The organism is Paenarthrobacter nitroguajacolicus (genome assembly GCF_031455195.1).
In the GTDB taxonomy this organism is placed as follows: Bacteria; Actinomycetota; Actinomycetes; order Actinomycetales; family Micrococcaceae; genus Arthrobacter; species Arthrobacter nitroguajacolicus_D.
The window spans coordinates 1-25646 of sequence record NZ_JAVDSH010000001.1 but is presented as its reverse complement, the minus strand read 5'-3'; the positions used below and the strand labels follow the sequence as shown (position 1 = coordinate 25646).

The following is a 25646-nucleotide window of genomic DNA, read 5'->3' as shown; positions in this document are numbered from 1 at the left end:
CCGTCCCAGAAGCTCAGATGATGGGACGCAGGCCTGCTTGGTCCTTGTTGCGGAACAGGCCCTTGGTTTTGGGGTCCATGAATATCAGGTAGACCGCAAAGAAGATTGCGATGACGGCCGCAGCTATGCGGGCCAGCAGCAGGGCCAGGCCCAGGTCTTCGCTTTGGAGGTACGGGAATACGTCCAATTGGTCCGAGATGGCGTAAACCATGAAGAACGAGACCACGAAGTACAACGCCTTGACCTGCCAGTCGTTCCGGATGCCGGTCACGGCAAACAACGGAATCAGCCACACGACGTACCAAGACTGAATCATCGGTGCCAGCAGGACAATGGCAGCGAATGCCAGCGTCAGGCGCCGCATCAGGCGGTCGTAGTCGCCGCGGAAGATCAACCAGGCCACAGCTGCAACCATCAGGACCTTACCTGCGTCATAGACCCCCTTCGCGAACACCGCGCCATCCAGTCCCAGAACGTTCGAGATCGAGGCGACAGCCAGGCCGATCAGGCCTACGGGCGCGTACCAGATCGCAACACTTCCAGGTGCCGACAACCCGTTGATCCAGCCAAATCCGAACCCGTTAATCAGGCTCAACGCATAGAGGAGCCCCAAGCTCAAAGCGGCCGTGAAGAACCAGAAAACAAACCTGCGGGGCCATGAAGCACCCTTGCCGGCCCACAGAAGCCCGATGAATGGAAGGAAGACCACGGTGATGGGTTTGACGGAGATGGAAAGGGTAACCAACACGATGCCGAGGATGACACGGCGGGTTGCGCAGTAGTAGAGGCCCGCGAGGGCAAGGCCGATCATCAGCGCGTCATTGTGAACGCTGGCAATGAAGTTGGTCAGGAACAGAGGGTTGGCTGCCGTGAGCCAGAGTGCCCTGTGCGGGTTTACACCGTGGAGTTCGGCCAGCTTCGGGACGTAGATGATGCACAAAACCACGCCCATGGCAGCGACAAGCCGGAAAAGCATGACGCTTGCTTCCGGGTGGACGTTGGTCGCCCACACTACAAACTGTTCAATCCACAGGAACAGTTGCCCATAGGGTACCGGTGCCTCGGTCCACTGTTTGTCCGCACCCAGTTGGAAATAGTTGGGCAGGGCCGAGATTCCGTTTTCGTAAGGGTTGATGCCTTCAACCATCAACCGGCCCTGGCCGATATATGCGTAGACGTCCCTGCTGAAGAGGGGAACCGTGAACATCATGGGCAAGCCCCACGCCAGCACGGCCTGCAACGTAGCCTTCCGGGCCTCCGGCCCCCAAACCCTGACCCTCTGCCCGAGGCGGAGCCAGGCCCGGACCAAGAGCATTCCGCCAATGGCCAGCAGGACGATGGACAACGCGACTCCCACACCTTCGGTGCGCATCCAGATAAAGAGGGGCAGCCGCCTCAGCTCGGAGGCCGGCGCAAGCCAACCCACCCCCAGGGATCCGAACACCATGAACATCGAGCCGATGAACCCAGCGATCAATGGCGAACGGGCGTTGTCCACTTCGCTGGCCACAGCAGCCTTTGACGTGCTTGCTTTCCCTGCCATCTGGGCGGCCGGTACGGGCACCGTCATGTGGTCGTCGTCCAATCGTTCGCCCGCAGTGTTCGGGTCACATTCTGAGTCATCGGGGGCATTCCACGACAGGAGGAAACGACACTGTCGCGCCCAAAAATCGTACCATCGGAGCACTTGGATGCGACTGAGGGATAGGCTTGGCGCGTGCCTATTACTAATGAACGCATCGTCTGGATCGACTGCGAAATGACCGGCTTGGACTTGAAGAACGACGCCTTGATCGAGGTTGCTGCGTTGGTGACCGATTCGGAGCTGAATATCCTCGGGGACGGCGTGGACGTGGTTATCAAGCCCGACGATGCCGCACTCGAACAAATGAACGACTTCGTACGGGACATGCACACCCGCTCCAAACTCCTGGACGAGCTCCCGCACGGGAAAACCATGGCAGAAGCCGAAGCCCAGGTCCTGGAATACATAGAGAAGTGGGTTCCGGATCCCCGGAAGGCGCCGCTGGGTGGTAACTCCGTGGGAACCGATCGGATGTTCCTTGCCCGTGACATGCCGAACATCGTGGAGCACCTGCACTACCGGGTGATCGATGTCAGCACCATCAAGGAACTGTCCAGGCGCTGGTTCCCCCGCGCATATTTCCAATCGCCGGCAAAGCACGGCGGCCACCGCGCCTTGGGTGACATTAAGGACTCCATCGACGAACTGCGGTACTACCGCGAGGCCGTTTTCGTCGCCGCGCCCGGACCCGACACTGCTACCGCGCAGCGAATTTCCAAAGATGTGATGGCATCCGCCGAAACGTTGGGAACCAGCGAAACGGTGTGATCTGCAACATTTTTGGAGGTTTTTTCGCCAAAAACGGCAAAAGTGGACTTTGCACCCCAAAACAGCAGGTAAGCTATTTGTCGTTGCCTTCGAGGAAAGCCGGTCAGACGGACTAGCCGCAAAAGGCACATGGTGGGCTTAGCTCAGTTGGCAGAGCGCCTGGTTGTGGTCCAGGAGGTCGCGGGTTCAACCCCCGTAGCTCACCCCACCGAGATTGGCTGCAGAGCCGGTTTCCACAAAGGCCGTACCGGTTATCCGGTGCGGCCTTTGCTTTTAACCCGATCCAGGGCCGAAGCCGCTTCGGGATCACAGCGTCAATAAAGGAAGAACTGACATGACCGTCCTGCCAGTCACCATCTGGGGCGAACCTGTCCTGCATCGCCGGGCTAACGAAGTCGAGGTATTCGACGACGAACTCCGCGCCTTGATAGCGGACATGTTCGAAACCAATGAAGCCGCTAACGGAGTTGGACTGGCGGCACCCCAGATCGGCGTGGGTAAGCGCATCTTTGTCTACAAGTACGCCAATGACGACGACGTCCCGGAACAGGGCGTAGTGGTCAATCCGGTACTGACCCTCTCCAAAATCTCTGGCGCGGCACCGGACCCTGACGAACACGTCGAAGGCTGCCTGTCTTTCCCTGGCGAGTATTACCCCTTGCAGCGTGCCGAGTGGACCCGCGTCCAGGGCTTCGACGGCGACGGTAAGCCGGTGGACTTCGAGGCAACCGGCTGGTTCGCCCGGATCCTGCAGCACGAGTTCGACCATCTTGACGGGAAACTCTACGTGAACCGCCTGACGGACCGGTACGCCAGGAAGGCCATGAAGCAGGCCAAGAAGAACGGTTGGGGCGTGCCTGGACTGACTTGGATGCCCGGCGTCGACCCCGATCCCTTCGGACACTGACCCATGGCCACCAGCGCCCAAACAGAACTCTTCGAGCTCCTGGACATCTCAGGCGACGACGCCGCGGAATGTTCCACCCTCTTGGCGACACCGCCCAGCGCGGCCGTGCTGCAGGCCATGGCTGCCATGCAGGAGCGCCTCGGGACGTTCCCTCTGGACAGCATCCAGGCAAGTGACGCCAGCGAGACAGACTGGATCGAAGCCTTGCTCCGTTTCGCCCCGGCGGTTCACTCCTACCACGAGGACCTGGGAATCAGTCCTATGGTGTCGGCGGCGTCATTGGGCGACGTTGGGCTGCAACTGCGCATCAACCGGCGGGTTCACGGCGTCTTTGGGCTGGACACCTGGAGTTGGCTGACGCATCACATGGCCGGAAACCTGTTTCGCTTGGGCCGCCTGCAGTTCCACTTGGTCAGGAACTCTGAAAGCACAGACCAACACCACGGTTCCGCGTGGGAGCTTGGCGTTCACATTCCTGAGGACGGAGGCTTGTCTCCTGCCTTGGTTGACGCGAGCTTTGCCGAGGCTCGGGGCTTTTTCTCCCGGCATTTTCCGGACAAACGGGTGGCCACTGCCACGTGCGACTCATGGATGCTCGATCCCTACCTCGTTGAGCGGCTTCCGGACAGCAACATAGCTTCTTTCGCACGGCGTTTCACACTGGACCGATGCACGGATGCACCCACCGATGCCGTGTACTTTACGTTCCGCCAGCGCGGCCTGCAGGGCCTGGATAAGCTGCCACGCGAAACGTCACTCCAGCGCGTCGTGCTGGAAAGGATCGACGACGGCGGCACCTGGCAACTGGGGCATGGTCACCTGGCGTTATAGACGGTTTGCTGCTCTGGGCATCCGGACAGTACGCGCTTCATGGCGTCTTTCTCGGCCGCGGTAACCCAGAGCTTGTAGGCAGTCTTCACCGAGATTTGCCGCGCTACATAGTGGCAGCGGAAATTCTTGTTTGCCGGCAGCCAGGTCGCGGCGTCCCCGGCCCCTTTCTTGACGTTGGCCGGACCATCAGCCGCGATGAGGTTCAGGGGGTCGTTGGCCAGCGTTTGCCGCTGCCGTGCCGTCAGCTGCTGGGCACCTTTCTGCCATGCATCGGCGAGAGCCACTACATGGTCGATTTGGACGGCGGCGCTGGTGTCCTGCCCCCTGCGGAAGGTCACGTGGGCACCCGTGTATGGCTCGTCGAAGACTCCCCCAGAGACTTTGCAGGATGAACCAGCCGTGAATTCGACCGCGGAAAGATCCCTGTGCAGGATGTCGTTCCTGGTGTCGCATCCGTTGTGGTCCATATCGGCCCAGGCCTGGCCGAAAGCTGCCCTGTCATAGTCCGACTTCGGTGCCCTGCCTTTCACGGCAAGCCGCTCCAGAGCTGCAGTTGCACTTTCGGCAACAACCGGGGCTGCACCACTGACAGGCTTCATGAACGTCTGGTCGAAGACGGGCGCCTCGCTGGGGCCGGCCGTCCAGGGATCAGCGACGCCAAACTGGCCCGTGGTGAAAAACCAGCACAGGCCTGCAACAACAGTTGCTGCCGCGAGGCCAAGAATGGCCCAGGCTTGAAGGGACCTACGCCGGGCGCGTTTGTAGGCAGACCAGGTGATACTCAAGGGACTCCGTCCAGTGGGGGCAGGCAGTGTCCTACGAGCGTAGGACAAGGCTCCGACACCCAGAGCAGTATCCACAGTGTGGAGGAGCAGTCACACTGTGGTGGCGGTAAACGGCGGGGGCTTTACTGCTCCCGCATCACGCGCTGAAGGTCTTCGGTTGCTACTTGCAGCAGCCCGCGCAGCTGCTCAACGCGCTGATCCGTGACATCGCCGGTGGCATTGGCCGCCACGGCCTGGTCAAGGAGTTTTTGGGCCTGTTTGTGGTTGGCCCGCGCTACGTCAAGAGCGTGTTCGAGTGTGGTTTCGTGCTCAATGGTTGATTCATTTTCCATGAGCCCATTTTGGTCAGGTTTCCCGGCTGTTTCCAGTGACACAGCCGGGAAACCCCTGAATAGTTCCGGGAGCTTTAGGCGCCAGCCGTTTCGAGCACCGCGATGGGGGCAATGACGTCCTTGGCGGGGAACGACGGCGGATTGACTCCGGCCATTTCCTCCATGACGCGGACCACCTGGCAGGAGTAGCCGAACTCGTTGTCGTACCAGACGTAAAGCACCAGGTTCTTGTCGTTGGAGATGGTCGCGAGGCCATCAACAATGCCTGCACGGCGGGAACCGACGAAGTCCGTGGAAACAACATCGGGAGAGTCTATGTAGTCAATCTGCTTGCGCAGGTCCGAGTGAAGGGACATCTCGCGAAGGAAAGCGTTGACTTCGTCCCGCGTGGTGCCGTTCTCAAGGTTCAGGTTGAGGATGGCCATGGAAACGTCAGGGGTGGGGACACGGATGGCGTTACCCGTGAGCTTGCCCTGCAGTTCGGGCAACGCCTTGGCCACAGCCTTGGCCGCACCGGTTTCGGTGATGACCATGTTCAGCGCAGCAGAACGTCCGCGGCGATCGCCCTTATGGAAGTTGTCGATCAGGTTCTGGTCGTTCGTGAACGAGTGGACCGTTTCGACGTGGCCGTGGATGATGCCGAACTTGTCGTTGATGGCCTTCAGTACTGGAGTGATGGCGTTGGTGGTGCAGGACGCGGCGGTGACGATCTTGTCGTCGTCGTTAATGTCCCGGTGGTTGATGCCATGGACGATGTTCTTCAGCTCGCCCTTGCCCGGCGCAGTGAGCAGCACGCGGGCGACGCCCTTGCTCTGCAGGTGCTGGGAGAGGCCATCGGCGTCGCGCCAACGGCCGGTGTTGTCCACAACCAAGGCATCCTTGATGCCGTAAGCGGTGTAGTCCACCGTGCCCGGGTTGTCCGAGTAGATTACCTGGACCTGGACGCCGTTGGCGGTGATGGTGTTGGCTTCTTCATCCACGCGGATGGTGCCTTCAAAGGAACCGTGCACGGAGTCGCGGCGCAGCAGGCTGGCGCGCTTGACGAGGTCGTTCTCTGCACCCTTGCGGACAACGATGGCGCGGAGTCGAAGGCCGTGTCCGCCGCCGGCCTTTTCGATCAGGATACGGGCCAGCAGGCGGCCGATGCGGCCGAAGCCATAAAGGACGACGTCGGTGCTGGTGCGGTCGTCTGCTCCGCGCTTTCCAACGATCTCAGCGAGCTCGGCGCGAAGGTATTCATCCAGCGAGGCGCCATTGCCTTCAGCCCGGAACTTCTCGGTCAAACGTGCGATATCGATTGCTGCCGCACCGAGTTCGAGCTCCGACAGGGCGTTCAACAGGGGTGCGGTTTCTTCGAGCAGAAGCTCGTGGTTGCTCATCCGGCGCGCGAAGCGGTGGGCCTTCAGGATGTTCATGGTGGACTTGTTGATCAAGCTCCGGCCGTGGATGCTGGTGACCACGTTGTTTTCCCGGTACAACCGGCCGATCACCGGAATCATGGCCTCGGCGAGAGCCTCCCGGCCCATCCACTTATCAAGACAAGAATCTGACGTCTGGCTCACAGAACTACCTTCCTTGGGTCAACCACATACGTCCTCGTATGCAGATGGCAGCGGCCGCCCGGAGTAGTCCTGCGGCACATGCGCCAGCGGGCTTCGGTCCACCCACAGCGCCTTGAACGAGAGCAAAGAAAATCCGCCGGCTGCGAACGCAGTCCCGGCGGCAGAACATCTACGTTCAGTAACCATTCTAGGGCGGAAGGAAGGGGCGCAGGCCTTTCGAAGGCGTGAAATCACTCACACGCACTGTTTGCGCTGGTCATAAATGGATGGGTCGACCGATACGCCGGGTTCTGTCATCCCTCCCGTTACCGGAATGGGAGTAGCGGCCATCCATCTACGAACGCCGTTGCCGACGCCCTCCAGCAGCCTACCCGGACACTCGGGCGGGCAGCCCTCAAACGTGTCCTGTCTGGCCTTGCTCCGGGTGGGGTTTACCTAGCCTCCCCGGTCACCCAGGGAGCTGGTGGTCTCTTACACCACCGTTTCACCCTTACCTGCTGCCCCACGATGCAAGCATCACCGGGCGCAGGCGGTCTGTTCTCTGTGGCACTGGCCTGCGGGTTACCCCGAGTGGGCGTTACCCACCACCCTGCCCTGCGGAGCCCGGACGTTCCTCGAGCCACTTGCGTGACGCGCGACCGCCTGGTCGACCCATCCGCCATACAGTCTACCGGCGTCGGGACCCTCGAAAGTCCGGCGGTAATATCGACTGGTGCTGATTCTGCTTCCGCCTTCCGAAGGCAAAACCCCCGCCCCCAAAGGTCCCTCCATCGACTGGGAGTCACTGAGTTTTCCCGAGCTGAACCAGTACCGTGCCGCCGTTCTTGAGGCCTTGGGGACTGTGAGCGCGCATGAGGACGCCCTGGCGCTGCTGGGCGTCGGCGCTTCCTTGCGGGACGACGTCGAACGCAATACCCGGCTGCATGCCGAACCGGCTGCCCCGGCGCATCAGGTCTATTCCGGCGTCCTTTACGACGCCCTGGGCTATAAGAGCATGACCGCGACCCAACGACGCAAAGCCACCGAATCCATCCTGGTGGTCTCCGCGTTGTGGGGCGCCATCGGCTTCGGCGACCATGTTCCGGCCTACCGCCTGTCCATGGGAACCGCACTGCCCGACGTCGGACGCCTCGCCTCCTACTGGAAGCCGCAGCTTAACGCCGCCCTCACCAAACGGGCCGAAGGTGAACTGGTGGTGGATTGCCGCTCCAGCACCTACGCAGCTGCCTGGGCTCCCCCGGCGGTCCAGACAGTGAACGTCAACGTTTTCAGTGAGGCAAACGGCAAACGTACGGTGGTCAGCCACTTCGCCAAACACACCCGGGGTGAACTGGCCCGGCACCTTCTGACACGGCGCGGCAAGGCACCCGCCACTCCGGATCAACTGGCCAAGGCAGCCCGGGAAGTGTGGACCGCGGAACTGGTAGAGGGCACGGCCCGCAAGCCGCACGCGCTGAATATCATCCTGGCCGGCTAGGTTCGGTCCGGCTTAATTCCACTCCGCCGAACGGACAAGGATCACACCTGAGTCCGGGCAGAAAACGATGTCATCCTCCGCAGCAGCTTTGACTTCGGCGAGGTCGCCCGGGCTCAGCATCATCCCGGAACCTTCGGACTTGCCGTGGAACAAACGGGCGGCGCCCACTCCCCTCTTGGCAATCGTCTTCTCGTAGATTGCCAAGAGTCCTGCGTCCAGGGAATCCGCGAAAGCGGCCCGCTGCCCACGAACGACGGTTTCTTCGGCAGCAATTTCAGCTATGGATTCATCGAGCTCAGCGCGGATACTGCCAAAGGAACCCTGGATGTCATCGACGATCGACTGCTGGGCGGCCTGGCGTTCGCGAAGGGTGTCCAGTCGCTCAAGGATCTCCAGCTCCACGTCCTCAAGGTCCGAGCGGCGCTTGTTCAGCGAGGCAATGTCACTCTGAAGCGCCACCAGGTCCTTCGACAACCCCGTACCGCTGTTGAGCCTCGCCTCGTCGCGTTCGATGCGCGTAGCCACCTGCTCCACATCAGCCTCGGCACGACGCAATTCCGTCTCGGCATCGTGGACGGCAACCTTTGCCGCACCCAGTTCACCGTTGGCCACGTTCAGGGCATCGGTGAGGTCAGTGATGCGAGGATCCGTTTCCAGTACCCGCCGACGGCCGGCCAACGACTTGAGCTTGGCATCCAGCCCCTGCAGTTCAAGCAATTTGTATTGTTCTGCCGGTGCTGCTTTCGCCACGCTTACCTCCGCTTGTTACCGCCGGTCCCGGAAATCAGGAGCGGCCGGACAACCCCTATCTGTCGGGGCTGCCCATATCTTTCTAGACTCTAGTCCCCGCCGGGAGTCAGTATGAAGTCCCAAGGATCGCTGTTGGTGCTGCTCACCCGGATCTCGACGTCGAAACCCTGGTCTGCGAGTACGTTCCCCAAGGCCTCGGCGGCAGCAGGGAGCCACAGCCATTCGCTGGCGAAATGTGAAACGTCGATCAGGTACGGACGGCCATTCGTGGCACCTTCACGGGCCTCGGAGGCCGGATGGTGACGCATGTCCGCAGTAACGTAGACATCTGCGTTGCTGGCGCGGACCGCGGCCAGCAGACTATCTCCTGCACCACCGCAAACGGCCACCCTGCGGACCAGGCCGTCCTTGTCGCCGGCAACCCGGACGCCACCAGCCACTGCGGGGAGCATCTCAAAGACACGGGCTGCAAAATCACCGAGTGTCTCAAGATCTGGAAGGTCACCCACCCTGCCGATCCCCTCTTCCGGCAATCCGTTGCTGGCCGGTGTCAGGGGCGTGACGTTCTCCAATCCGAAGGCGTCAGCCAGGACGTCGGAAACACCTCCGACGGCCGAGTCACCATTGGTATGCACTGTCAGCAATCCCGTCCCGGCCTCTATGAGGCGATGAATGGCCAGGCCCTTGGCTGACGTAGCAGCAACGGAATTCACACCCTTAAGAAGCAAGGGGTGGTGCGTTATCAGCAGCTCGGCACCCCACTCGATGGCTTCATCGATGACTTCCAGGGTGGGGTCCACGGCAAAGAGAACCTTGCTCACCGGAACATTGGGGCGGCCGGCAACCAGGCCTACCTCGTCCCAATCCTCGGCCAGCGACTCCGGCCAGAGTTCCTCCACAGCCAGTAACACCTGACCGAGCGTGGGATCCCCCGTGGCCTCAACTGTTCCGTCATCTTCGCCGGAATCCGCATCAGAAATGTCGGTGTTTACTGCTTCCATACTCTTATTCTTACCTACTGGGCCGAATCGGGCAGTCCCGGCACCCGCCGTCGCCGTTATTGTCCCGTAAGGTGTTGCGGGAATCATCAAGCCCTCCGATCCATTGAAGAGAACATGAAAACTTTCGTACTTGGCGGCGGCTGCTTCTGGTGCCTGGATGCCGTTTACCAAAAAACCCGCGGCGTCAGCTCGGTTGTGTCCGGCTATACCGGCGGCCATGTCCGCAATCCCGACTACTACGAAGTCTGTTCCGGAACCACCGGCCATGCTGAGGTCGTGGCCGTAACCTTCGACGAAACAGTTGTTCCGGAGGAAGTCATCCTGGACATGTTCTTCGCCCTCCACGACCCCACCACCTTGAACCGCCAGGGTTACGACGTCGGTACCCAGTACCGTTCGTCGATGTTTTACAACACCACCGAAGAAAAGGTGCTGTTCGAAGAAGCGATCGAGCGCGCCCAGGCCCTGTGGTCCGACCCGATTGTGACCGAGGTCAGCCGGCTTCCCGACTTTTACGAAGCTGAAGAAGTGCACCAGAATTACTACGCCAAGTTCCCCTACCAGGGCTACTGCCAGGTGATTATTAACCCCAAGCTGGCGAAGGCGCGGAAATATTACTCTGCATGGCTTACTGCTTAGCAGGGTTTCGATCCGGCTCGTTAGGCTGACCTCAGCATTCCCTCCTCAGAGATAGGCATAATCTTCATGGCAAGGATCTACGACGACGTCACGCAGCTGGTCGGTCGCACCCCGCTGGTCCGTTTGAACCGGCTCACCGAAGGCCTCGACGCCACCGTTGCAGTCAAGCTCGAGTTTTACAACCCTGCCAACAGTGTCAAGGACCGCATCGGCGTTGCCATCATTGACGCCGCCGAGAAGTCCGGCGCCTTGAAGCCCGGCGGAACCATCGTGGAGGGCACGTCCGGCAACACCGGCATCGCTTTGGCCCTGGTTGGCGCGGCACGCGGCTACAAGGTCATCCTGACCATGCCGGAGACCATGTCCACTGAGCGTCGCGTCATGTTGCGCGCCTACGGTGCCGAGATCGTCCTGACCCCGGGTTCTGAAGGCATGCGCGGGGCAGTGGAAAAGGCCCAGGAAATCGTGGCCAACACTGAAAACTCCATCTGGGCACAGCAGTTCGCCAACGAGGCCAACCCTGCGATCCACCGCACCACAACGGCCGAGGAAGTCTGGGAAGACACCGACGGCGAAGTGGACATCTTTGTTGCGGGCGTAGGCACCGGCGGCACCATCACCGGCGTCGGCCAGGTGCTCAAGGAGCGCAAGCCCGGTGTGCAGATCGTAGCTGTTGAGCCCAAGGACTCCGCGATCCTCAACGGCGGAGCACCTGGCCCCCACAAGATCCAGGGCATCGGCGCCAACTTCGTGCCCGAAATCCTCGACACCAACGTCTACGACGAGGTCCTTGACGCCACGTTGGAAGATTCTGTCCGCGTAGCCCGTGAACTCGGTGCCCGCGAAGGCATCCTGGGCGGCATCTCCTCGGGCGCCATCGTGTGGGGTGCCCTCGAGTTGGCCAAGCGTCCCGAGAACGCCGGCAAGCTCATCGTCGCCGTCGTCTGTGACTTTGGAGAGCGTTACATCTCCACCGTCCTGTTCGACGACATCCGCGGCTAGTACTTGGCCCGCACACCGTCATTTCCTGTAGAAAGGTCTTTGTGAGCTTCTTCGCAAGGCTTAAGGAAGACCTCGACGCCGCCCGGTCACACGACCCGGCGGCTCGAGGCTCTTTTGAGAACTTTTTCGCCTACTCCGGCCTCCATGCCATCTGGGCGCACCGGGTAACGCACCGGCTGTGGCAAAACCCGGCACTCCGCTTCCCTGCCCGCCTGATTTCACAGCTGGCCAGGTTCCTGACGGGTATCGAAATCCATCCCGGCGCTACCATCGGCCGGAGGTTCTTTATTGATCACGGCATGGGAGTGGTCATCGGGGAGACGGCCGAAATCGGTGAGGACGTGATGATCTATCACGGCGTGACCCTCGGCGGCCGCTCCCTGGCCAAGGTCAAACGGCACCCCACCATCGGCGACCGCGTGACCATCGGCGCCGGCGCCAAGGTCCTCGGCCCCATCACCATCGGAGCGGACAGCGCAGTGGGCGCCAACGCCGTAGTGGTGAAGGATGCTCCCCCGGAATCCATCATCACGGGGATCCCGGCCACATGGCGGCATCGAGATGCGCGTTCGGAAACCAAGCCTGCCGTGGATCCGGCCGAGTACTACATCGAGTACCGGATCTAGCCTCCTGCCAGTCTCCTGTAGAAATTCAGGAACACGGCGTCGAAGATCCTGTCCGGAAGAATTCTGCGCATCGCCAGGACGCTCCAGGCTCCCCTACCTACCGGGTAACGGGTCCTGGGGCGTTTTGCGTTGGCGGCGCGGACAATCGTGTTGGCGACCACCCGGGCAGGAGTTGAGAGGACGTGGCCGGACCCGGAGGTGGAAGCCAACGCCGCAGCAACGACATGGGCTTGGTCTTTATACGGTCCCTCCCCCGAGTTGGCCAACAGTCCAGTCCCTGCAATGGTTCCCCACCCGGAATCCGTTCCCGAGGGTTCGATGATGACCACGTCCACGCCGTGGGGTCTTAGTTCCAGGCGCAGCGAGTCGCTCATACCCTCCACTGCGAATTTGGTGCCGTGATACCAGGCGCCCAGGGGCTCGTAGATTTTTCCGCCGATGGACGTGACATTGATGATCCGGCCGGAACCGGCCCTGCGCATGCCGGGAATGACCAGCTGCGTCATTCGTGCCAGCCCCATGACGTTGACCTCGAACTGGCGCCTGCCTTCATCGAGGGGAACTTCCTCCAGTGACCCGTAGGACCCGTAACCGGCGTTGTTCACCAGCACATCTACCCTTCCATGGGCCTTTACCACCGATGCCACTGCGGTTGCCATGGACTGCTCCGATGTCACGTCCAAGGACAGGACAGAGATTCCACGCAGCTTGAGGGGCTCCATCCTTTCAACACGGCGAGCACCCGCGTAGACGATAAAGCCGGAGTCCTTCAGGGCGATGGCGGTCTCGAAACCGATTCCCGTGGAGGCCCCTGTAACGAGTGCGATCCGCGCTGTCATGGCTTTGGTCCTTTGCTGGCGGCCAGCGCACCGGCACCCGGCACGGCAAAGGCCGGCTCCTCCCAGCCTAGTGGGAGGGAACCGGCCTTCAGCGCGATGCTGCTAGTGGGTGTCGACAGCCGAGATCTCGGACTTGTCTTCGCCCCACAGGGTGTGGAAGGTACCTTCGGTGTCGACGCGACCGTAGGTGTGTGCACCGAAGAGGTCGCGCTGGCCCTGGATCAGGGCAGCGGCGACGCGCTTGCGGCGCAGTCCGTCGTAGTAAGCCAGCGAGGAGGAGAACACCGGCACGGGAATGCCCAGCTGCACGGCGGTGGCTACGACGCGGCGCCAGGCCGGCAGAGCCTCCGCGATGGCCTTGGTGAAGGCCGGTGCGAAGAGCAGGTTGGCGGGCTTCTCGTCGGCAGCGTATGCCTTGGTGATGTCCTTGAGCAGTTCTGCACGGATGATGCAGCCCGCGCGCCACAGCGAAGCGATCTCGTCCAGTTTGAGATCCCAGCCGTATTCCTTGGCAGCGGAGGTCAGCATGTCCAGGCCCTGGGCGTAGGAGACCAGCTTGGAGGCGTAAAGCGCCTGGCGAACGTCCTCGACGAATGTTTCGGGGATTTCCACCGAGGCTTCTTCGCCGGCCAGCAGTTCCTGGCCGAGCCTGCGCTGCTCGGCCTGCGAGGACAACGCACGGGCGAACACGGACTCTGCAATGCCGGACACCGGCGAGCCGAGCTCGAGGGCGGAGATAACGGTCCAGCGTCCGGTGCCCTTCTGGCCTGCGGCGTCCACGACGACGTCAACGAACGGCTTGCCGGTCTTTGCATCAACGTGGCCCAGGACCTCAGCGGAGATCTCGATCAGGAAGGAGGACAGATCGCCTTTGTTCCACTCGGTGAAGATCTTTGCCTGCTCCGCAGGCTCAATGCCGGCACCCGAGCGGAGGAGGTCGAATGCTTCACCGATGACCTGCATGTCGGCGTATTCGATGCCGTTGTGGACCATCTTGACGAAGTGGCCCGCACCGTCTGTGCCGATCCAAGCGCAGCAGGGTTCGCCGTCGACCTTGGCGGAAATCTTTTCCAGCAGCGGGCCGAGGGCGTCGTAGGACTCCTTGGATCCACCGGGCATGATGGACGGGCCGTTCAACGCGCCCTCTTCGCCGCCGGAAACACCGACGCCAACGAAGTGAAGGTCCTTCTTCGCCAGGGCAGCTTCGCGGCGACGGGTGTCCTCGTAGTGCGAGTTGCCGGCGTCGATGATGATGTCGCCGGCCTCAAGCAGCGGTTCGAGCTGCTCGATGACGTTATCAACGGGTGCGCCTGCCTTGACCATGATGAGGACGCGCCGGGGCTTTTCGAGGGAGTCGACGAGTTCCTGCAGCGTCTCGGTGCGAATGAAGTCGCCTTCCGAGCCGTGCTTCTCCAGCAGGGCGTCGGTCTTTTCCACGGAGCGGTTGTGGAGCGCCACGGTGAAGCCGTTGCGTGCGAGGTTGCGGGCCAGGTTGGCGCCCATCACCGCAAGGCCGGTGACACCGATGTGTGCTGACATCAAAACTCCAATTCGTTCGTGTACAAACAGTCCTGCGGACACGCAGGAAGCAAAATCAAAACCAGGGGCTGTAATAAACCATACGTATTTAAGTGAGGGGCAGGAAAGCGGCGCCCACCAAGTGGAACGGTGCCGCGTCATAATCAGTCTATGATGCGGCCTGCCCGCATTGGCTCCCGGGGGGGGTGCACGGACCAAAGCTGCGCACCCAGGCTCCCTGCGCCACTATGCTTACCTCTATGTCAACCAGCCTCCACCACCGCGCCGTTGAGCATCTGGGGACCCGCATAGTCGGGGGCGCCCTTCCCACTGGCCATGTCATGTTGGCGGAGCATTTGGAAGACGAGCTCAAGGTTTCCCGTTCGGTGGTCCGCGAAGCCGTTCGGGTGCTTCAGTCGTTGGGACTGGTGGAGACCATCAAGCGCGTGGGAATCCGAGTCCTCCCGGCCCACCGTTGGAATCCCTTCGATCCCTTGGTTATTCGCTGGCGACTGGCCGGCGAAGGACGTGGAGCCCAGTTGCGTTCCTTGGCGGAGCTGCGTTCCGCCGTCGAGCCGGTGGCAGCTGAACTTGCCGCCGGCAACGCCCCGGAAGCGCTCCGCAAGGAATTGGTGGGCATCTCCCATGCCATGAAGGAAGCCGGCGACGCCGGCGACATGGCTACGTTCCTGGACCTCGACATCCGGTTCCATGCCCTGGTGCTCTCCGGCTCGGGCAACGAGATGTTCGCGAACCTGATCGGCCAGGTCACCGAAACGCTGACCGGCAGGACGGTGCACGGCCTGATGCCGGAGCACCCCCAAAAGCAGGCCCTGCAGTGGCACATGGATGTTGCGCATGCCATCGAGGCAGGCGACGGTCCTGTGGCGCGGGACGCAGCCGCCCGGATCATGCGGCAAACCATCGCGGAGTTGGCCCCCAGTTGGGACGACCAACCCCGCGTGTTTGTTCCTGTCGCCAAAAACTAGCTGGCGCAAGCTACCCGCGGAAGTTCAGCAGGACCTTGCCGGACACAGCCGGGTTTTTCGCCACGTCAAAGGCCTCCAAACCGTGGGCAAGGTCGAATTCGTGCGTGACCACAGGATCCACGAAGAGTGAACCGTCGGCGAGCGCTGCGATGACTTCCTCGATTTCGTCATTGAAGCGGAATGAACCCAGCAATTCGAGTTCCCGGGTGATGGCCAGGGAGATGAACACCGGCTGCGGCCCCGACGGGAGCAGCCCCACCATGACCACTTTGCCGCCGCGGGTTGCTCCCTTGATGGCAGAGGCCAGTCCGTAATGGCTGCCCGAAGATTCAATCACGACGTCGGCCTCCACAGCCGCTATGGCGTCCGCTTCGTCACCTTTGAGTACTGCGTCCGCACCAACTTTTTGCGCGATCTCCAGTGGCTTGTCGTGCATGTCTACGGCGACGATCCGGGCCGCGCCGGCCCGCTTCAGGACCGCGACCGCGAGCGCGCCGATGGGGCCACTTCCGATGACGAGCGCAGTCTTTCCTCGGACGTCCCCCGCACGTGCCACAGCGTGCCACGCGACACTGGCCGGTTCCACCAGGGCAGCCGTCCGGAGGTCCAGGTTCTCCGGCAGGGGGCGCAGCATCCTTGATGGCAGGTTTGCGTAACGGCTGAAGGCACCGTCGGTGTGCGGGTAGCGGGCGGCGCTGCCCAGGTACGTGCATCCCGGGGAAAGGTTGGGCCGGTCTTCGGGGTATCTGGCATCGCCGGGGGCGGGCGTTGCCGGGTGAACGGCCACGGGCGTTCCCACCCCGGGTCCGGTTCCATCCGCTGCCTGCTGGACCACGATGCCAACGATTTCGTGGCCCAGGACCATGGGCTCCTTGAGGATGGACTCCCCCGCTGCGCCGTGCAGCCAGTAGTGCAGGTCGGAGCCGCAGATGCCGCCGTAGGCGATTTCGACAATCGACTGGTCCTGCTCGGGTTCGGTCAGCGGAAGGTCTTCAATGCGGAGGTCGTCCTTGCCGTGGGCGACCACGGCCGGAGCGGACTGGGGAAGTGTGATGCCCATTAGACCACCACCGTCATTCCACCGTCGACGAAGATGGTCTGGCCGTTGACGAAGTTGGACGCCTGGGATGCCAGCCAGACTGTCGGCCCGGCAAGATCCGCGACGGTCCCCCACCTGTTGGCAGGAGTTCGGCCAAGGATCCAGGTGTTGAAGTCAGTGTCGTCCACCAGGTTCTGCGTCATCTCGGTGTGGATGTAACCGGGTGCGATCCCGTTGATCTGCAGGCCCGACGCTGCCCACTCGGCGGTCATGGCGCGGGTGAGGTTGCGCAGCCCGCCCTTGGCGGCGACGTAGGGGGCGATGGTTGGTCGGGCGAGGTCTGTCTGGACCGAACAGATGTTGATGATTTTGCCGTGCCCCCTGGGGATCATGTGCCTGGCGGCTTCACGGCCCACCAGGAACGCGCTGGTCAGGTCCGTGGTGATCACCCGGTCCCAGTCCTTGACGTCGAGGTCCAGCATGGGGACCCGGTGCTGGATCCCGGCGTTGTTCACCAGAATGTCGAGCGGCCCGACGTTCTTCTCTATCCACGCCACACCTTCCGCAGCGGCCACCGGGTCGGTGACGTCGAAGGCCCGACTGTGGATTCTGCCCGCCGGGTAGTCAGCGGCCATTGCCTCCTGCGCGGCGTCAAGTCGTTCAGCGCTGATGCCGTTGAGCACCACCGTGGCGCCTGCGTCGGCAAGGCCCCTGGCCAGGGCGTTGCCGATCCCCCGGCTTGAACCAGTGACCAAGGCAACCCGGCCGGTCAGATCGAAAAGTCCACTCATGGTTTGTTTTTCATTCCTTCTTAGGTTGCGCCGGCTCAGTTGCTGCTCGACGTCGCGGTTGGGGTCTGGCTCAGGTTGGCGATGGTTTGCCGGACGACGGCAAGGTCCTGGTCTCCGAGTCCTTGGCGCCCCAGTTCGGCGTACAGCCCGATCGCGGCTGTGGCCAGGGGGACGGCGGAGCCGGCAGCTTCAGCACTGTCAAGGACGAATCCGAGGTCCTTGTGCATGAACTTGGCCGGTCCCGTCGGCGCGTAGTCCTTGGCAGCGAGTCGCGGACCAACGTTGTCCAGCACCCGGCTTCCGGCGAGCCCGCCGGAGAGGACCTCAAAGAGCGCGTCCACGTCCATGCCGGAGCGTTCGGCAAGTTCGGCCGCCTCGGCGAGTGCCGCCGTCGTGGTTCCGACGATGAGTTGGTTGCAGGCTTTGGCAAGTGATCCTGACCCAAGTGGCCCCATGCGTCGCACGGTGGTTCCCATGGCCTCGAAAAGCGGCTTGAGTGCCTCGAAGTGGGGTTCGTCGGCACCAACCATGATGGCCAGGGTTCCTTCCCGCGCACCTGCGGTTCCGCCACTGACCGGGGCGTCCATCACTATTGCGTTGCCGCTGCTCGCTTGGTGGACGGTTTCGCCGAACTGCCGGACCGCAGTTGGGGAGACGCTGCTCATGATGACGACGGCGGTGCCCGGCTTCGGCGGCGCGCCTCGCCAGGATTCGAGCAAGCCCTCAGCGGCTTCCTCGATATACGGCAGGTCGGGGAGCATGAAGATGATTGCCTCCTGATCGCGGAGGTCGGCCACCGTGGCCGCGCGCTGGACCGTTGGGAGGTCCTTGAAGGCCTTCTCGGAGCGGTTCCACCCGGAGACAACCCACCCGGCCTTGGCGATGTTGGCGGTCATGGGCGCACCCATGAGCCCCAGGCCAACAAAGCCCACATGTTTCCCGGTCATGCGGTGTAACACCTCACTTCTTTGTGGTCATCTCAGCAAACTCTGTTCAATATCCTAGCCTCCATTCAGTATGATGAACACTATGACGACTGATGAACTTACCATCGCCATCGCTGTGCCGCTCGAAGCAGAGCACGTAGAGCTGATCCGCGCTGTTGATCCCTCCGTAACGGTTCTCTACGATCCTGAGCTCCTGCCGCCTGAGCGCTTCCCCGCCGACCATGCCGGCGACCCCAACTTCAAGCGGACGCCCGAGCAGGAAGAACGCTATTGGGCCATGCTGAACAGGGCACAAGTCCTCTACGGCTTCCCCAACGAAAGCCCCGCCGGACTGGCCAAGGTGGCCGAAAGCAATCCGCACCTGCAATGGATCCATGCCATGGCTGCCGGAGCGGGCGGCGCCGTCAAGGCCTCGGGCCTGGACACCGAAGCACTGCGCAAGTTCAAGGTAACCACTTCGGCCGGGGTCCATGCCCTGCCGCTGGCAGAATTCTCGGCCTTCGGCATCCTCAACGGCTTCAAGCGGAGCGCCGAAATGGCCCGTGACCAGGCCTCCAGGATCTGGCCCGAGCTGCGGACACCCACCAAACTCGTCAACGGTTCCACGCTGGTCATCACTGGCTTGGGTGAGATCGGCATGGAAACGGCGCGTATAGCCCGTGCCCTGGGCATGAAAGTCAGCGGGACCAAGCGCAACGTCGAAGCCATTGAGGGCATCGAGGAGGTCACCACCAACGACGGCCTGGCCACCCTGGTTGCCGGTGCTGATGCAGTGGTGAACACCCTGCCCGGCACCCCTTATACGGAGAAGCTGTTCAACCGCGAAATTTTCTCCGCGATGAAGCCCGGGGCTGTGTTCGTTAATGTGGGCCGTGGAACCGTCGTGGACGAGGAAGCGTTGCACGAGGCACTCCAAAACGGCCAGGTGTCCTACGCGTGCCTTGACGTCTTCGCCGTCGAGCCGCTCCCGCAGGACAGTCCATTGTGGAACCACCCCCAGGTACTCGTGTCACCGCACACCTCGGCCCTGAGCGAAGCCGAGAACCGCCTCATCACCGAACGTTTCTGCAGCAACCTGCGTACTTTCCTGGACGGCGGCGAACTCCCCCACCTGGTTGATCCCGTCCACTTCTACTGATTCTTCCATTCCACCCAAGCAGTGCGCGCAGAGGGGCGCGGCCCGGAACTTCAGCGGGCCGCGCCCCTCGTCGTGCACGGCAGTAGTAACTTCCTATGGATTGCGCGATGGCACACCAGCGCACCACAGTGCGCCTGTTCCCGGATTACGGCGATACGGCGCTGTGGCTTGATTCGCCTATCGACTACGACATCACCGGCCTCACGCGCAGCCTTGTTCGCGAACTGCAAGCCTGGGGCGGTCCTACGACGCGTCGCTGACCCCGAGCGTTACCTGGAAGTCCAAGGATCTTGCCGCCCGCTTCACGACCGAAGGCAACCGCCTCGCCCAGTCCTTGGCGGATGAGCTCGGTGACGGCTACGGAGTCGAGCTAAAGTCCTACGAAGACGGCGTGCCTGCGCGCTGCTTCCGTAGACGTGGCACCCCCACGTCCGGGCTGCACGCAAAGCACGAAGCAATCTCATCACCGCTAGTATCCCCGGCAGACAGAGGAGACGCAGAGGTACGGGATGGTATGCGTCCGCACCCCTCTCTGGAAGCATCGTCAAACCGAACCGACCATAACCGGAAGAGTCGGAAATCCTTTGGTTCCACATGGCAGCGGCGCGGCCCCTCCTCTTGGAAGGACCGCGCCGCCGTGCGTTGTGTGTACCTACTCCGGAAGCTACCGTGCGTCTTCGGTGCTGACGAGGTCGCGACCGGCCGTCTCCGGGGTGAAGAAGGTTGTTACAAAGGAAATCAACGCCAGGACCAGGGAGTAGATGGCCAGCACCAGCCACGAGTGGTTCGTGGCGGCCAGCATCAGCGCACCGAGCAGGGGTGCCAGCCCGCCTGCCAGGACGGCTGAGATCTCACGGCTCATCGCCACGCCCGTAAAGCGGTACTGCGAGCCAAAGAGTTCCGGGAGGAGTGGGCACTGCGGGCCGAGCATCGACTGAACGCCAATGGCGATACCCACAGCCATGACCACCCATACCAGCGTGACGTTGCCCAACGTCACCAGGTAGAAGGCCGGCACGGCAATAATGGCTTGGAACAGCGCACCGTAGCGGTAGATCGGCACCCGGCCATACTTGTCCGAAAGCGCTCCGAAGGTCACAACGAGGACTGCCGCGAAACCAGCCGCAATCAGCAGGCCGACCGGACCAATGGAATTGTTTCCAGCAAAGACGCCCGCGGGCATGCTCATGAACGAAACCAGAAGTGCCGAGTAGATGGACGAGTTTCCGTTTTCGCCCATCCGCAGGCCAATGCCAATCAGCACGTTCTTCCTGGAGTGCTTCCATAGGGCACTGATCGGGTTCTTGACCACGTTCTTGTGCTTTTCCAACTCCTGGAACGCTGGCGTCTCCTTGAGCTTGAGCCGGATGAAAATCGCGATGACGATCAGGATGAAGCTGGCCAGGAAGGGCACGCGCCACAGCCAGCCTTGCAGGACGGACTTATCCGCCATGGCGATAAGGGCGAACGTTCCCGCGCCCAGGAGGGTGCCGAGCTGGATTCCGACGAATGGCAAGGAAGCGAAGAAACCACGACGGCGGCGCGGTGCCACTTCCGATATCAGCGTGGTTGCGCCGGCCTGCTCGGCACCGGCGCCGAGCCCCTGGACGATGCGGAGGGTGACGAGCAGAACCGCACCCAGCATCCCTGCCTGCTCGAAGGTGGGGAGGAGTCCGATGGCGAAGCTCGCCGTTCCCATCAACGCAATGGTTAGGATCAGGACCATCTTCCGGCCGAACCGGTCACCAATGTAACCGAAGATCAGGCCGCCAAACGGCCGTGCCGCAAAGCCAACGCCATACGTAGCGAACGATGCGATCAGTGCCCCATCCGGACCGAGAGGCGCGAAAAACAGGGGCCCGAAGATCAGCGCAGAAGCCAGGCCATAAATGTAGAAATCGTAGTACTCCAGAGCGGAACCTACAGAGCTGGCCAACGTCGCCCGCCGAAGCTGCTCCGGTTCGACGACGGCTTCGTCGGCTTCCGCCGCGAACTTTGTCTTAGTACGAGTTGTCACAAGCACTCCCTCAAAATCACCCCAGGCCCCCGTTGGCCCAGCGAGATAGTGATGGCATCACCGCCAAGATCACTATGTTGAACAGCGTACAGCGTGATGAACATGTTGCCAAGACTAAAATCAGATTTATAACCGCTATCCCATAGGGTTGCCCAAGGACCGGGCCAATTCCTTGAGTTCCTTCACCATCAGGGCGCCCTGTTCCTCCGAATACGTCGCCTTCAGGGCGGTTACAGAGAGGCCCAGGCTGGGGCCGTGGGCCCCATGGGTGGGTACGGGCACCGCCAGGCAGACGACCCCCACCGTGGACTCCTCGTCCTCGAAGGCGAATCCTTGGGTGCGGATGGTCGAAATCTGCGCCTTCAGCTCCTCGGCCGTGCGCAGCGAGTTCGCAGTCATGACAGGCAGCGACATGCCATCGGGGAACATCGCGTCAATATCGTGGTCATGCAACTGGGCCAACAAGGCTTTGCCAACGCTGCACAGGGATACCGGCATCTTGTCGCCGATGTTCGAGGTCAGCCGCACGGCTGGATGGCCTTCATATCGCGCAAGGTAAATAACGTGGTCGCCATCGAGCATGGCGATCCTGACGGTCTCACCGGAAAGAGTGGGAGCCTGCTCGCAATACTTGTAGAACTCCTGCACCTCGTCCAGACGGCTCAAATACGCCGCACCCAGCTCCACCAGCTTCCGGCCCAGCGCGAAGTCAGCCCCCTGGCGGGTAATGAGGCGCGATTCCTCCAGCGCGAGGAGCAGATTGGAGGTGGAGGACTTGGGGATGCCAAGTTCCCTCGAGAGGTCACTCAGGGTCAGGCGCCCTGATGGCGAGCCGGCAAGTGCCTCAAGCACAGCGGCAGCACGGGTGACGGCAGGAGCCGGCGACGACGCGCCCAGCCCCTCCGAGCGGGTAGAGCGGGAATCTGCCACGATTCTCCTTCGTCATGAAAGTTCTAGCTGTTCATTCAGCTGAACACTACTCATCATAGTGCTTCACCGTTTGGAGCGTCGCGGCCCGCCCTGACGACACCTTAAGCCCGCGCCAGTAGCCTCGCTTTCCAAACCCAAAAGTTCGCTGTATATTCATTCTCGAGCTCTCCACCGCGGCATCCCCCAATAGTCGTGGTGGAGAGCTCATCCATTTAACCCACGGGTTCAGGCAGCCAACGCTTCCTCGCCGCGGAGGTACCAACCCCCAGCATCGCCATCCCGCACAAGTTCCCACGTCAGCGCACCGGAGTGGGGTCCCGTTCCCGGATCCACCTGGACTTGCCAGATTTCGACATCCACCCGGCCGTGCCCACGGGGCATGCGCCTGGACTGTTCCCACCACGAGACCCTCTCGAACCAGCGGACGGGCTCTGCCACCACGTCCCACTCGCGGCCACCCCGCAGGACCACCACGGGAGCGCCTTGGACGGTGGTCCGGATGTCAACAGATTCCATGTCCAAAACCATAGGGAACGCCACTGACAATTTAGGCACCTGCATGCCAGGCCTTGCGGGCCCGGCTGGGACAACAAAAAACCCCGCCGCGTCGTACCTGCTGATACGACGTGGCGGGGTTGCTTGGTGGGTCCTACCGGGATCGAACCGATGACATCCACGGTGTAAACGTGGCGCTCTACCAGCTGAGCTAAAGACCCAAAACGCGGTTTCAACGCTTCCTGTGGACCTTTTCAGTTCCTCAGCGCTTCAACCAACGAACAATGACTCTACATGATTATGTGCCGGAAACACCAATCGGCCTTGGAGTTCCCGAAATGTCGGGCAGCGTCCGTGCCAAGTAGTCCAAAGCGCCGCTCACTCCGAGGTCGAGTTTTACCGTAGCAAGGGTATCGCCGCGGGTGGGACCCCTATTGATGATGACCACGGGCGTGCCGGCTTTTGCGGCGTGACGGACGAAGCGAAGGCCGCTCTGCACCGTCAGCGACGACCCCGCCACCAGGAGGGCATCGGCGTCGTCCACCATCCCATAAGCGCGTGCCACGCGGTCCTTGGGTACGTTCTCGCCGAAATAGACGACGTTCGGCTTCAGCGTCCCGCCGCAGATGGGACAAACCGCCACCACAAACGAGGTGATAAGTTCAGGATCTTCCACCGTGGCATCGGCGTCCGGAGCCATTTCCACCACCCCGGAATCCAGTGCGGCTTCCAGGAAGCCCGGGTTGATCTCCTCGAGAATGGCCGCGATCAGCTGCCTGCTGAAAATGTGCCCGTTGTCGAGGCAGATGACCTGATCGAACCGCCCGTGCAAATCCACCACGTTGACGCTTCCGGCGTCCTCGTGGAGCCGGTCCACGTTCTGGGTGATGAGGCCCGTAAGAAGTCCCCGCTTCTCCATCAGCGCGATGGCGGCGTGTCCGGCGTTCGGGTCGGCATGCCGGAGATGGGACCAACCTATGTGGTTGCGGGCCCAGTAGCGGCGACGGTTGGAGGCACTGCCGATGAACTCCTGGTAGGTCATGGGGTTCCGCGGCGCGGAACCGGGTCCCCGATAATCAGGGATACCTGAATCCGTGCTCAGGCCGGCGCCCGTAAGGACAGCCAACGGCTTGCCGTCCAGGAAGTGCCGTGCCTCCGACACCGCCTCCAACTCACCTGGTTGGAGCTGGACGGCTGGCTCAGGGTCCATGCTGGCAAAGCCAGTCATGCCCACCCCTGGCCGGACGCGGCTCATGACGAATGCCCAACCAAGTCCGCCATGGCGCGGCGGTATTCGGCGAAGTCACGGGCTTGGCCCCTTGGATTGACAACCGCGTATCGGATGGTGCCGCCGGCGTCGATAATGAATGTTCCCCTCAGCGCCATCCCACTGTCGGCGTCGAACACGCCGTATGCCTGGGCAACGGCACCGTGAGGCCAGAAATCGGCGAGGAGGTCGAACCCGAAGCCCTCGCTTTGGGCATACGCCCGCTGGGAAAACTTACTGTCCACGGAAATGGCCAAGACGGTGGCGTTCGCATCGTCGAAGGCAGCGATGTTGTCGCGGATCTCACACAACTCCCCCGTGCAAATGCCCGAGAAAGCGAAAGGGAAAAACACTACAACAACGTTCCGGCCACGGTAATCGGACAATCGAACCGGTTCCCCGTATTGATTGACCAATGCAAACTCCGGCGCAGAATCACCAACGGCTGGCGCCGTCATCTGGGCCGGCGCCAGTTGGGCTTCGGTCACTTGTTCTTCTTCGGCACCAGGCGCGTGGCACTCCAGTCCTTGGACACACCGGCGGAGGTGGTCAGGTGCAACCCGGATGTCGGAGCTGCGTCCTGGATGTCGGCCGGGGAAACGTAGCCGTCACGACCTGACTTGGGCGTCAGGACCCAAACAACTCCACCTTCCTTCAAGGTGGTGAGCGAATCCATGAGGGCATCAACAAGATCACCGTCGCCATCGCGCCACCAGAAGACAACGGCATCCACTACGTCATGATCGTCTTCATCCAACAGTTCGGATCCCGTGACATCTTCGATGTCGTCACGCAAGTCGAAGTCGACGTCGTCGTCGTAGCCGCGCTCCTGAATCAGATCCCCATCTTTGAAACCCATTCGTTCCGCCACATTTACCGATGTGGCGGCGTCGGCCTCGCTCACGTTTCCTCCTTTTGAAGTGACTTCCATTACTAACAGCCAACACCCTTTGGGCGTGTGCTTCAAGCCATTGTCCCTGCCCGGGGCCACATTCCGCACTACCGGGGGCGTTTCGAGGCCACGACAACGGCGTGGTTTCCGTCACGGAGGCCCTGCGGGTGTGACATACAACGCCCCCCGGGGCCTGCGGCTACGCATCCCGGCGCAGTGAAAGCTAGAGTGGCCATGAGCGCTATGGCTGCAGGGCGATCGCCCCAAAGAATTCTACTGGGCAGCCAAGCGCTCACAAGACCTGCCCGGCGCATCGGACCGGGCTGTTGAAACCGAAATGTCGCACACGACGCGTTCACGACGGGCAGTTACCCTGCCAGACCTGAGGCGCCGATGAATGCGCCTAAAGGAAGGTTGGACGTGTCTGTAGGAGAAGAGACCTCACACATCCTCAGCGGGTTGACTGCCCAGCTGCCTGATCGTGATCCGGAAGAGACTGCGGAGTGGATTGAGTCCCTT

27 protein-coding genes, 2 tRNA genes and 1 other RNA gene are annotated in these 25646 nt (G+C 61.9%); 11 read left to right on the top strand and 19 right to left on the bottom strand.

Going from position 1 to position 25646, the window contains the following annotated elements; translation table 11 throughout:
- Positions 1-13 precede the first annotated feature (13 nt).
- Entirely contained in the window at positions 14-1570 is a 1557-nt protein-coding gene (gene mptB / locus J2Y68_RS00150; protein ID WP_397334641.1) for a polyprenol phosphomannose-dependent alpha 1,6 mannosyltransferase MptB, read from the bottom strand.
- A gap of 147 nt (positions 1571-1717) precedes the next feature.
- Here mptB and orn point away from each other — a divergent pair, with 147 nt between their 5' ends.
- The 4 genes from orn (at position 1718) to J2Y68_RS00130 (ending at position 4091) form a co-directional block, all read left to right on the top strand.
- Entirely contained in the window at positions 1718-2353 is a 636-nt protein-coding gene (gene orn / locus J2Y68_RS00145; RefSeq protein WP_211712194.1) for an oligoribonuclease, read from the top strand.
- 132 nt (positions 2354-2485) lie between these two features.
- Positions 2486-2561, top strand: a tRNA-His gene (locus J2Y68_RS00140).
- Positions 2562-2687: 126 nt separating this feature from the next.
- On the top strand, positions 2688-3260 hold the full coding sequence (gene def, locus J2Y68_RS00135; protein WP_309988256.1) for a peptide deformylase: 573 nt from the start codon (positions 2688-2690) through the stop codon (positions 3258-3260).
- 3 nt (positions 3261-3263) lie between these two features.
- Entirely contained in the window at positions 3264-4091 is an 828-nt protein-coding gene (locus tag J2Y68_RS00130; RefSeq protein ID WP_309988253.1) for an acyltransferase domain-containing protein, read from the top strand.
- Here the strand turns inward: J2Y68_RS00130 and J2Y68_RS00125 are convergent.
- The 4 genes from J2Y68_RS00125 to rnpB all read right to left on the bottom strand — a co-directional run bounded on the left by J2Y68_RS00125 (position 4076) and on the right by rnpB (position 7424).
- Positions 4076-4876 carry an HNH endonuclease family protein gene (locus J2Y68_RS00125; protein ID WP_309988250.1) on the bottom strand — a complete coding sequence of 267 codons (801 nt, stop codon included), beginning with the start codon at positions 4874-4876 and terminating at the stop codon, positions 4076-4078. The two genes, J2Y68_RS00130 and J2Y68_RS00125, sit on opposite strands and share 16 nt — an antisense overlap.
- A gap of 122 nt (positions 4877-4998) precedes the next feature.
- Positions 4999-5208 carry a hypothetical protein gene (locus J2Y68_RS00120; protein WP_309988247.1) on the bottom strand — a complete coding sequence of 70 codons (210 nt, stop codon included), beginning with the start codon at positions 5206-5208 and terminating at the stop codon, positions 4999-5001.
- A 74-nt stretch (positions 5209-5282) separates the two neighbouring features.
- Entirely contained in the window at positions 5283-6770 is a 1488-nt protein-coding gene (locus tag J2Y68_RS00115) for a glyceraldehyde-3-phosphate dehydrogenase (RefSeq protein WP_309988245.1), read from the bottom strand.
- A gap of 263 nt (positions 6771-7033) precedes the next feature.
- Positions 7034-7424: RNase P RNA component class A (rnpB, locus tag J2Y68_RS00110), an RNA gene on the bottom strand.
- Positions 7425-7482: 58 nt separating this feature from the next.
- Here rnpB and J2Y68_RS00105 point away from each other — a divergent pair.
- A complete protein-coding gene (locus J2Y68_RS00105) occupies positions 7483-8247 on the top strand; it encodes a YaaA family protein (protein ID WP_309988242.1) in 765 nt (254 codons plus the stop codon).
- 12 nt (positions 8248-8259) lie between these two features.
- Here the strand turns inward: J2Y68_RS00105 and J2Y68_RS00100 are convergent, their stop codons facing one another.
- Both J2Y68_RS00100 and J2Y68_RS00095 read right to left on the bottom strand, forming a co-directional pair.
- A complete protein-coding gene (locus J2Y68_RS00100; protein ID WP_211712187.1) occupies positions 8260-8997 on the bottom strand; it encodes a zinc ribbon domain-containing protein in 738 nt (245 codons plus the stop codon).
- 89 nt (positions 8998-9086) lie between these two features.
- Complete coding sequence (locus J2Y68_RS00095; protein WP_309988239.1) at positions 9087-9998, bottom strand: Nif3-like dinuclear metal center hexameric protein; 912 nt, start codon at positions 9996-9998, stop codon at positions 9087-9089.
- A gap of 114 nt (positions 9999-10112) precedes the next feature.
- Here J2Y68_RS00095 and msrA point away from each other — a divergent pair, with 114 nt between their 5' ends.
- The 3 genes from msrA to epsC all read left to right on the top strand — a co-directional run bounded on the left by msrA (position 10113) and on the right by epsC (position 12265).
- On the top strand, positions 10113-10637 hold the full coding sequence (gene msrA, locus J2Y68_RS00090) for a peptide-methionine (S)-S-oxide reductase MsrA (protein WP_309988236.1): 525 nt from the start codon (positions 10113-10115) through the stop codon (positions 10635-10637).
- A 66-nt stretch (positions 10638-10703) separates the two neighbouring features.
- Complete coding sequence (gene cysK / locus J2Y68_RS00085) at positions 10704-11639, top strand: cysteine synthase A (RefSeq protein WP_011775088.1); 936 nt, start codon at positions 10704-10706, stop codon at positions 11637-11639.
- A 41-nt stretch (positions 11640-11680) separates the two neighbouring features.
- Positions 11681-12265 carry a serine O-acetyltransferase EpsC gene (gene epsC / locus J2Y68_RS00080; protein WP_235522091.1) on the top strand — a complete coding sequence of 195 codons (585 nt, stop codon included), beginning with the start codon at positions 11681-11683 and terminating at the stop codon, positions 12263-12265.
- Here epsC and J2Y68_RS00075 read toward each other — a convergent pair.
- Both J2Y68_RS00075 and gndA read right to left on the bottom strand, forming a co-directional pair.
- Entirely contained in the window at positions 12262-13104 is an 843-nt protein-coding gene (locus J2Y68_RS00075; RefSeq protein ID WP_309988234.1) for an oxidoreductase, read from the bottom strand. The genes epsC and J2Y68_RS00075 overlap by 4 nt on opposite strands.
- Positions 13105-13206: 102 nt before the next feature.
- Entirely contained in the window at positions 13207-14643 is a 1437-nt protein-coding gene (gene gndA, locus J2Y68_RS00070; protein ID WP_309988233.1) for an NADP-dependent phosphogluconate dehydrogenase, read from the bottom strand.
- 239 nt (positions 14644-14882) lie between these two features.
- Here gndA and J2Y68_RS00065 point away from each other — a divergent pair, with 239 nt between their 5' ends.
- A complete protein-coding gene (locus J2Y68_RS00065; protein WP_309988230.1) occupies positions 14883-15611 on the top strand; it encodes a FadR/GntR family transcriptional regulator in 729 nt (242 codons plus the stop codon).
- Positions 15612-15621: 10 nt separating this feature from the next.
- Here J2Y68_RS00065 and J2Y68_RS00060 read toward each other — a convergent pair whose 3' ends face one another.
- The 3 genes from J2Y68_RS00060 to J2Y68_RS00050 are packed head-to-tail and all read right to left on the bottom strand — an operon-like array spanning position 15622 to position 18388.
- Positions 15622-16671: an L-idonate 5-dehydrogenase gene (locus J2Y68_RS00060; protein WP_309988227.1), complete on the bottom strand. Its 1050-nt coding sequence runs from the start codon at positions 16669-16671 to the stop codon at positions 15622-15624.
- Positions 16671-17441, bottom strand: a complete 771-nt coding sequence (locus tag J2Y68_RS00055; RefSeq protein WP_309988224.1) for an SDR family oxidoreductase — start codon at positions 17439-17441, stop codon at positions 16671-16673. Before J2Y68_RS00055 ends, J2Y68_RS00060 begins: the two co-directional genes overlap by 1 nt.
- Positions 17442-17476: 35 nt before the next feature.
- A complete protein-coding gene (locus tag J2Y68_RS00050) occupies positions 17477-18388 on the bottom strand; it encodes an NAD(P)-dependent oxidoreductase (protein ID WP_309988223.1) in 912 nt (303 codons plus the stop codon).
- A 70-nt stretch (positions 18389-18458) separates the two neighbouring features.
- On the opposite strand from J2Y68_RS00050, the gene J2Y68_RS00045 reads away from it, so the two are divergent.
- Both J2Y68_RS00045 and J2Y68_RS00040 read left to right on the top strand, forming a co-directional pair.
- Positions 18459-19526, top strand: coding sequence for a D-2-hydroxyacid dehydrogenase (locus J2Y68_RS00045; RefSeq protein ID WP_309988221.1), 1068 nt, complete (start codon positions 18459-18461; stop codon positions 19524-19526).
- Positions 19527-19633: 107 nt separating this feature from the next.
- Positions 19634-19786, top strand: coding sequence for a hypothetical protein (locus tag J2Y68_RS00040; protein ID WP_309988218.1), 153 nt, complete (start codon positions 19634-19636; stop codon positions 19784-19786).
- Between the two features lie 404 nt (positions 19787-20190).
- Here J2Y68_RS00040 and J2Y68_RS00035 read toward each other — a convergent pair whose 3' ends face one another.
- From J2Y68_RS00035 to J2Y68_RS00005, 7 genes are all read right to left on the bottom strand, one after another.
- Entirely contained in the window at positions 20191-21549 is a 1359-nt protein-coding gene (locus J2Y68_RS00035) for an MFS transporter (protein ID WP_397334629.1), read from the bottom strand.
- 129 nt (positions 21550-21678) lie between these two features.
- Complete coding sequence (locus J2Y68_RS00030; RefSeq protein ID WP_211712174.1) at positions 21679-22473, bottom strand: IclR family transcriptional regulator; 795 nt, start codon at positions 22471-22473, stop codon at positions 21679-21681.
- Between the two features lie 225 nt (positions 22474-22698).
- Positions 22699-22989 (bottom strand): hypothetical protein, encoded by a 291-nt coding sequence (locus J2Y68_RS00025; protein WP_309988212.1) that lies wholly within the window; start codon positions 22987-22989, stop codon positions 22699-22701.
- Positions 22990-23113: 124 nt separating this feature from the next.
- Positions 23114-23189 (bottom strand) — tRNA-Val (locus J2Y68_RS00020).
- Positions 23190-23266: 77 nt separating this feature from the next.
- On the bottom strand, positions 23267-24223 hold the full coding sequence (locus J2Y68_RS00015; RefSeq protein WP_309988209.1) for an NAD-dependent protein deacetylase: 957 nt from the start codon (positions 24221-24223) through the stop codon (positions 23267-23269).
- Positions 24220-24723, bottom strand: coding sequence for a peroxiredoxin (locus J2Y68_RS00010; protein ID WP_397334628.1), 504 nt, complete (start codon positions 24721-24723; stop codon positions 24220-24222). The genes J2Y68_RS00015 and J2Y68_RS00010 overlap by 4 nt, the downstream gene beginning before the upstream one ends.
- Positions 24720-25139 carry a DUF3052 domain-containing protein gene (locus J2Y68_RS00005; RefSeq protein WP_211712171.1) on the bottom strand — a complete coding sequence of 140 codons (420 nt, stop codon included), beginning with the start codon at positions 25137-25139 and terminating at the stop codon, positions 24720-24722. Before J2Y68_RS00005 ends, J2Y68_RS00010 begins: the two co-directional genes overlap by 4 nt.
- Positions 25140-25646: the final 507 nt, after the last annotated feature.

Excerpts from the sequence above, each read along its gene's own strand:
- J2Y68_RS00045 (WP_309988221.1), top strand. The coding sequence starts at position 18,459 with ATGATGAACACTATGACGACTGATGAACTTACCATCGCCATCGCTGTG.
- J2Y68_RS00040 (WP_309988218.1), top strand. The coding sequence starts at position 19,634 with ATGGCACACCAGCGCACCACAGTGCGCCTGTTCCCGGATTACGGCGAT.
- J2Y68_RS00025 (WP_309988212.1), bottom strand. The coding sequence starts at position 22,989 with ATGGAATCTGTTGACATCCGGACCACCGTCCAAGGCGCTCCCGTGGTG.
- msrA (WP_309988236.1), top strand. The coding sequence starts at position 10,113 with ATGAAAACTTTCGTACTTGGCGGCGGCTGCTTCTGGTGCCTGGATGCC.
- J2Y68_RS00075 (WP_309988234.1), bottom strand. The coding sequence starts at position 13,104 with ATGACAGCGCGGATCGCACTCGTTACAGGGGCCTCCACGGGAATCGGT.
- J2Y68_RS00015 (WP_309988209.1), bottom strand. The coding sequence starts at position 24,223 with ATGAGCCGCGTCCGGCCAGGGGTGGGCATGACTGGCTTTGCCAGCATG.
- J2Y68_RS00120 (WP_309988247.1), bottom strand. The coding sequence starts at position 5,208 with ATGGAAAATGAATCAACCATTGAGCACGAAACCACACTCGAACACGCT.
- J2Y68_RS00060 (WP_309988227.1), bottom strand. The coding sequence starts at position 16,671 with ATGGGCATCACACTTCCCCAGTCCGCTCCGGCCGTGGTCGCCCACGGC.
- J2Y68_RS00065 (WP_309988230.1), top strand. The coding sequence starts at position 14,883 with ATGTCAACCAGCCTCCACCACCGCGCCGTTGAGCATCTGGGGACCCGC.
- mptB (WP_397334641.1), bottom strand. The coding sequence starts at position 1,570 with ATGACGGTGCCCGTACCGGCCGCCCAGATGGCAGGGAAAGCAAGCACG.
- def (WP_309988256.1), top strand. The coding sequence starts at position 2,688 with ATGACCGTCCTGCCAGTCACCATCTGGGGCGAACCTGTCCTGCATCGC.
- J2Y68_RS00050 (WP_309988223.1), bottom strand. The coding sequence starts at position 18,388 with ATGACCGGGAAACATGTGGGCTTTGTTGGCCTGGGGCTCATGGGTGCG.
- J2Y68_RS00130 (WP_309988253.1), top strand. The coding sequence starts at position 3,264 with ATGGCCACCAGCGCCCAAACAGAACTCTTCGAGCTCCTGGACATCTCA.
- J2Y68_RS00055 (WP_309988224.1), bottom strand. The coding sequence starts at position 17,441 with ATGAGTGGACTTTTCGATCTGACCGGCCGGGTTGCCTTGGTCACTGGT.
- cysK (WP_011775088.1), top strand. The coding sequence starts at position 10,704 with ATGGCAAGGATCTACGACGACGTCACGCAGCTGGTCGGTCGCACCCCG.
- J2Y68_RS00095 (WP_309988239.1), bottom strand. The coding sequence starts at position 9,998 with ATGGAAGCAGTAAACACCGACATTTCTGATGCGGATTCCGGCGAAGAT.
- gndA (WP_309988233.1), bottom strand. The coding sequence starts at position 14,643 with ATGTCAGCACACATCGGTGTCACCGGCCTTGCGGTGATGGGCGCCAAC.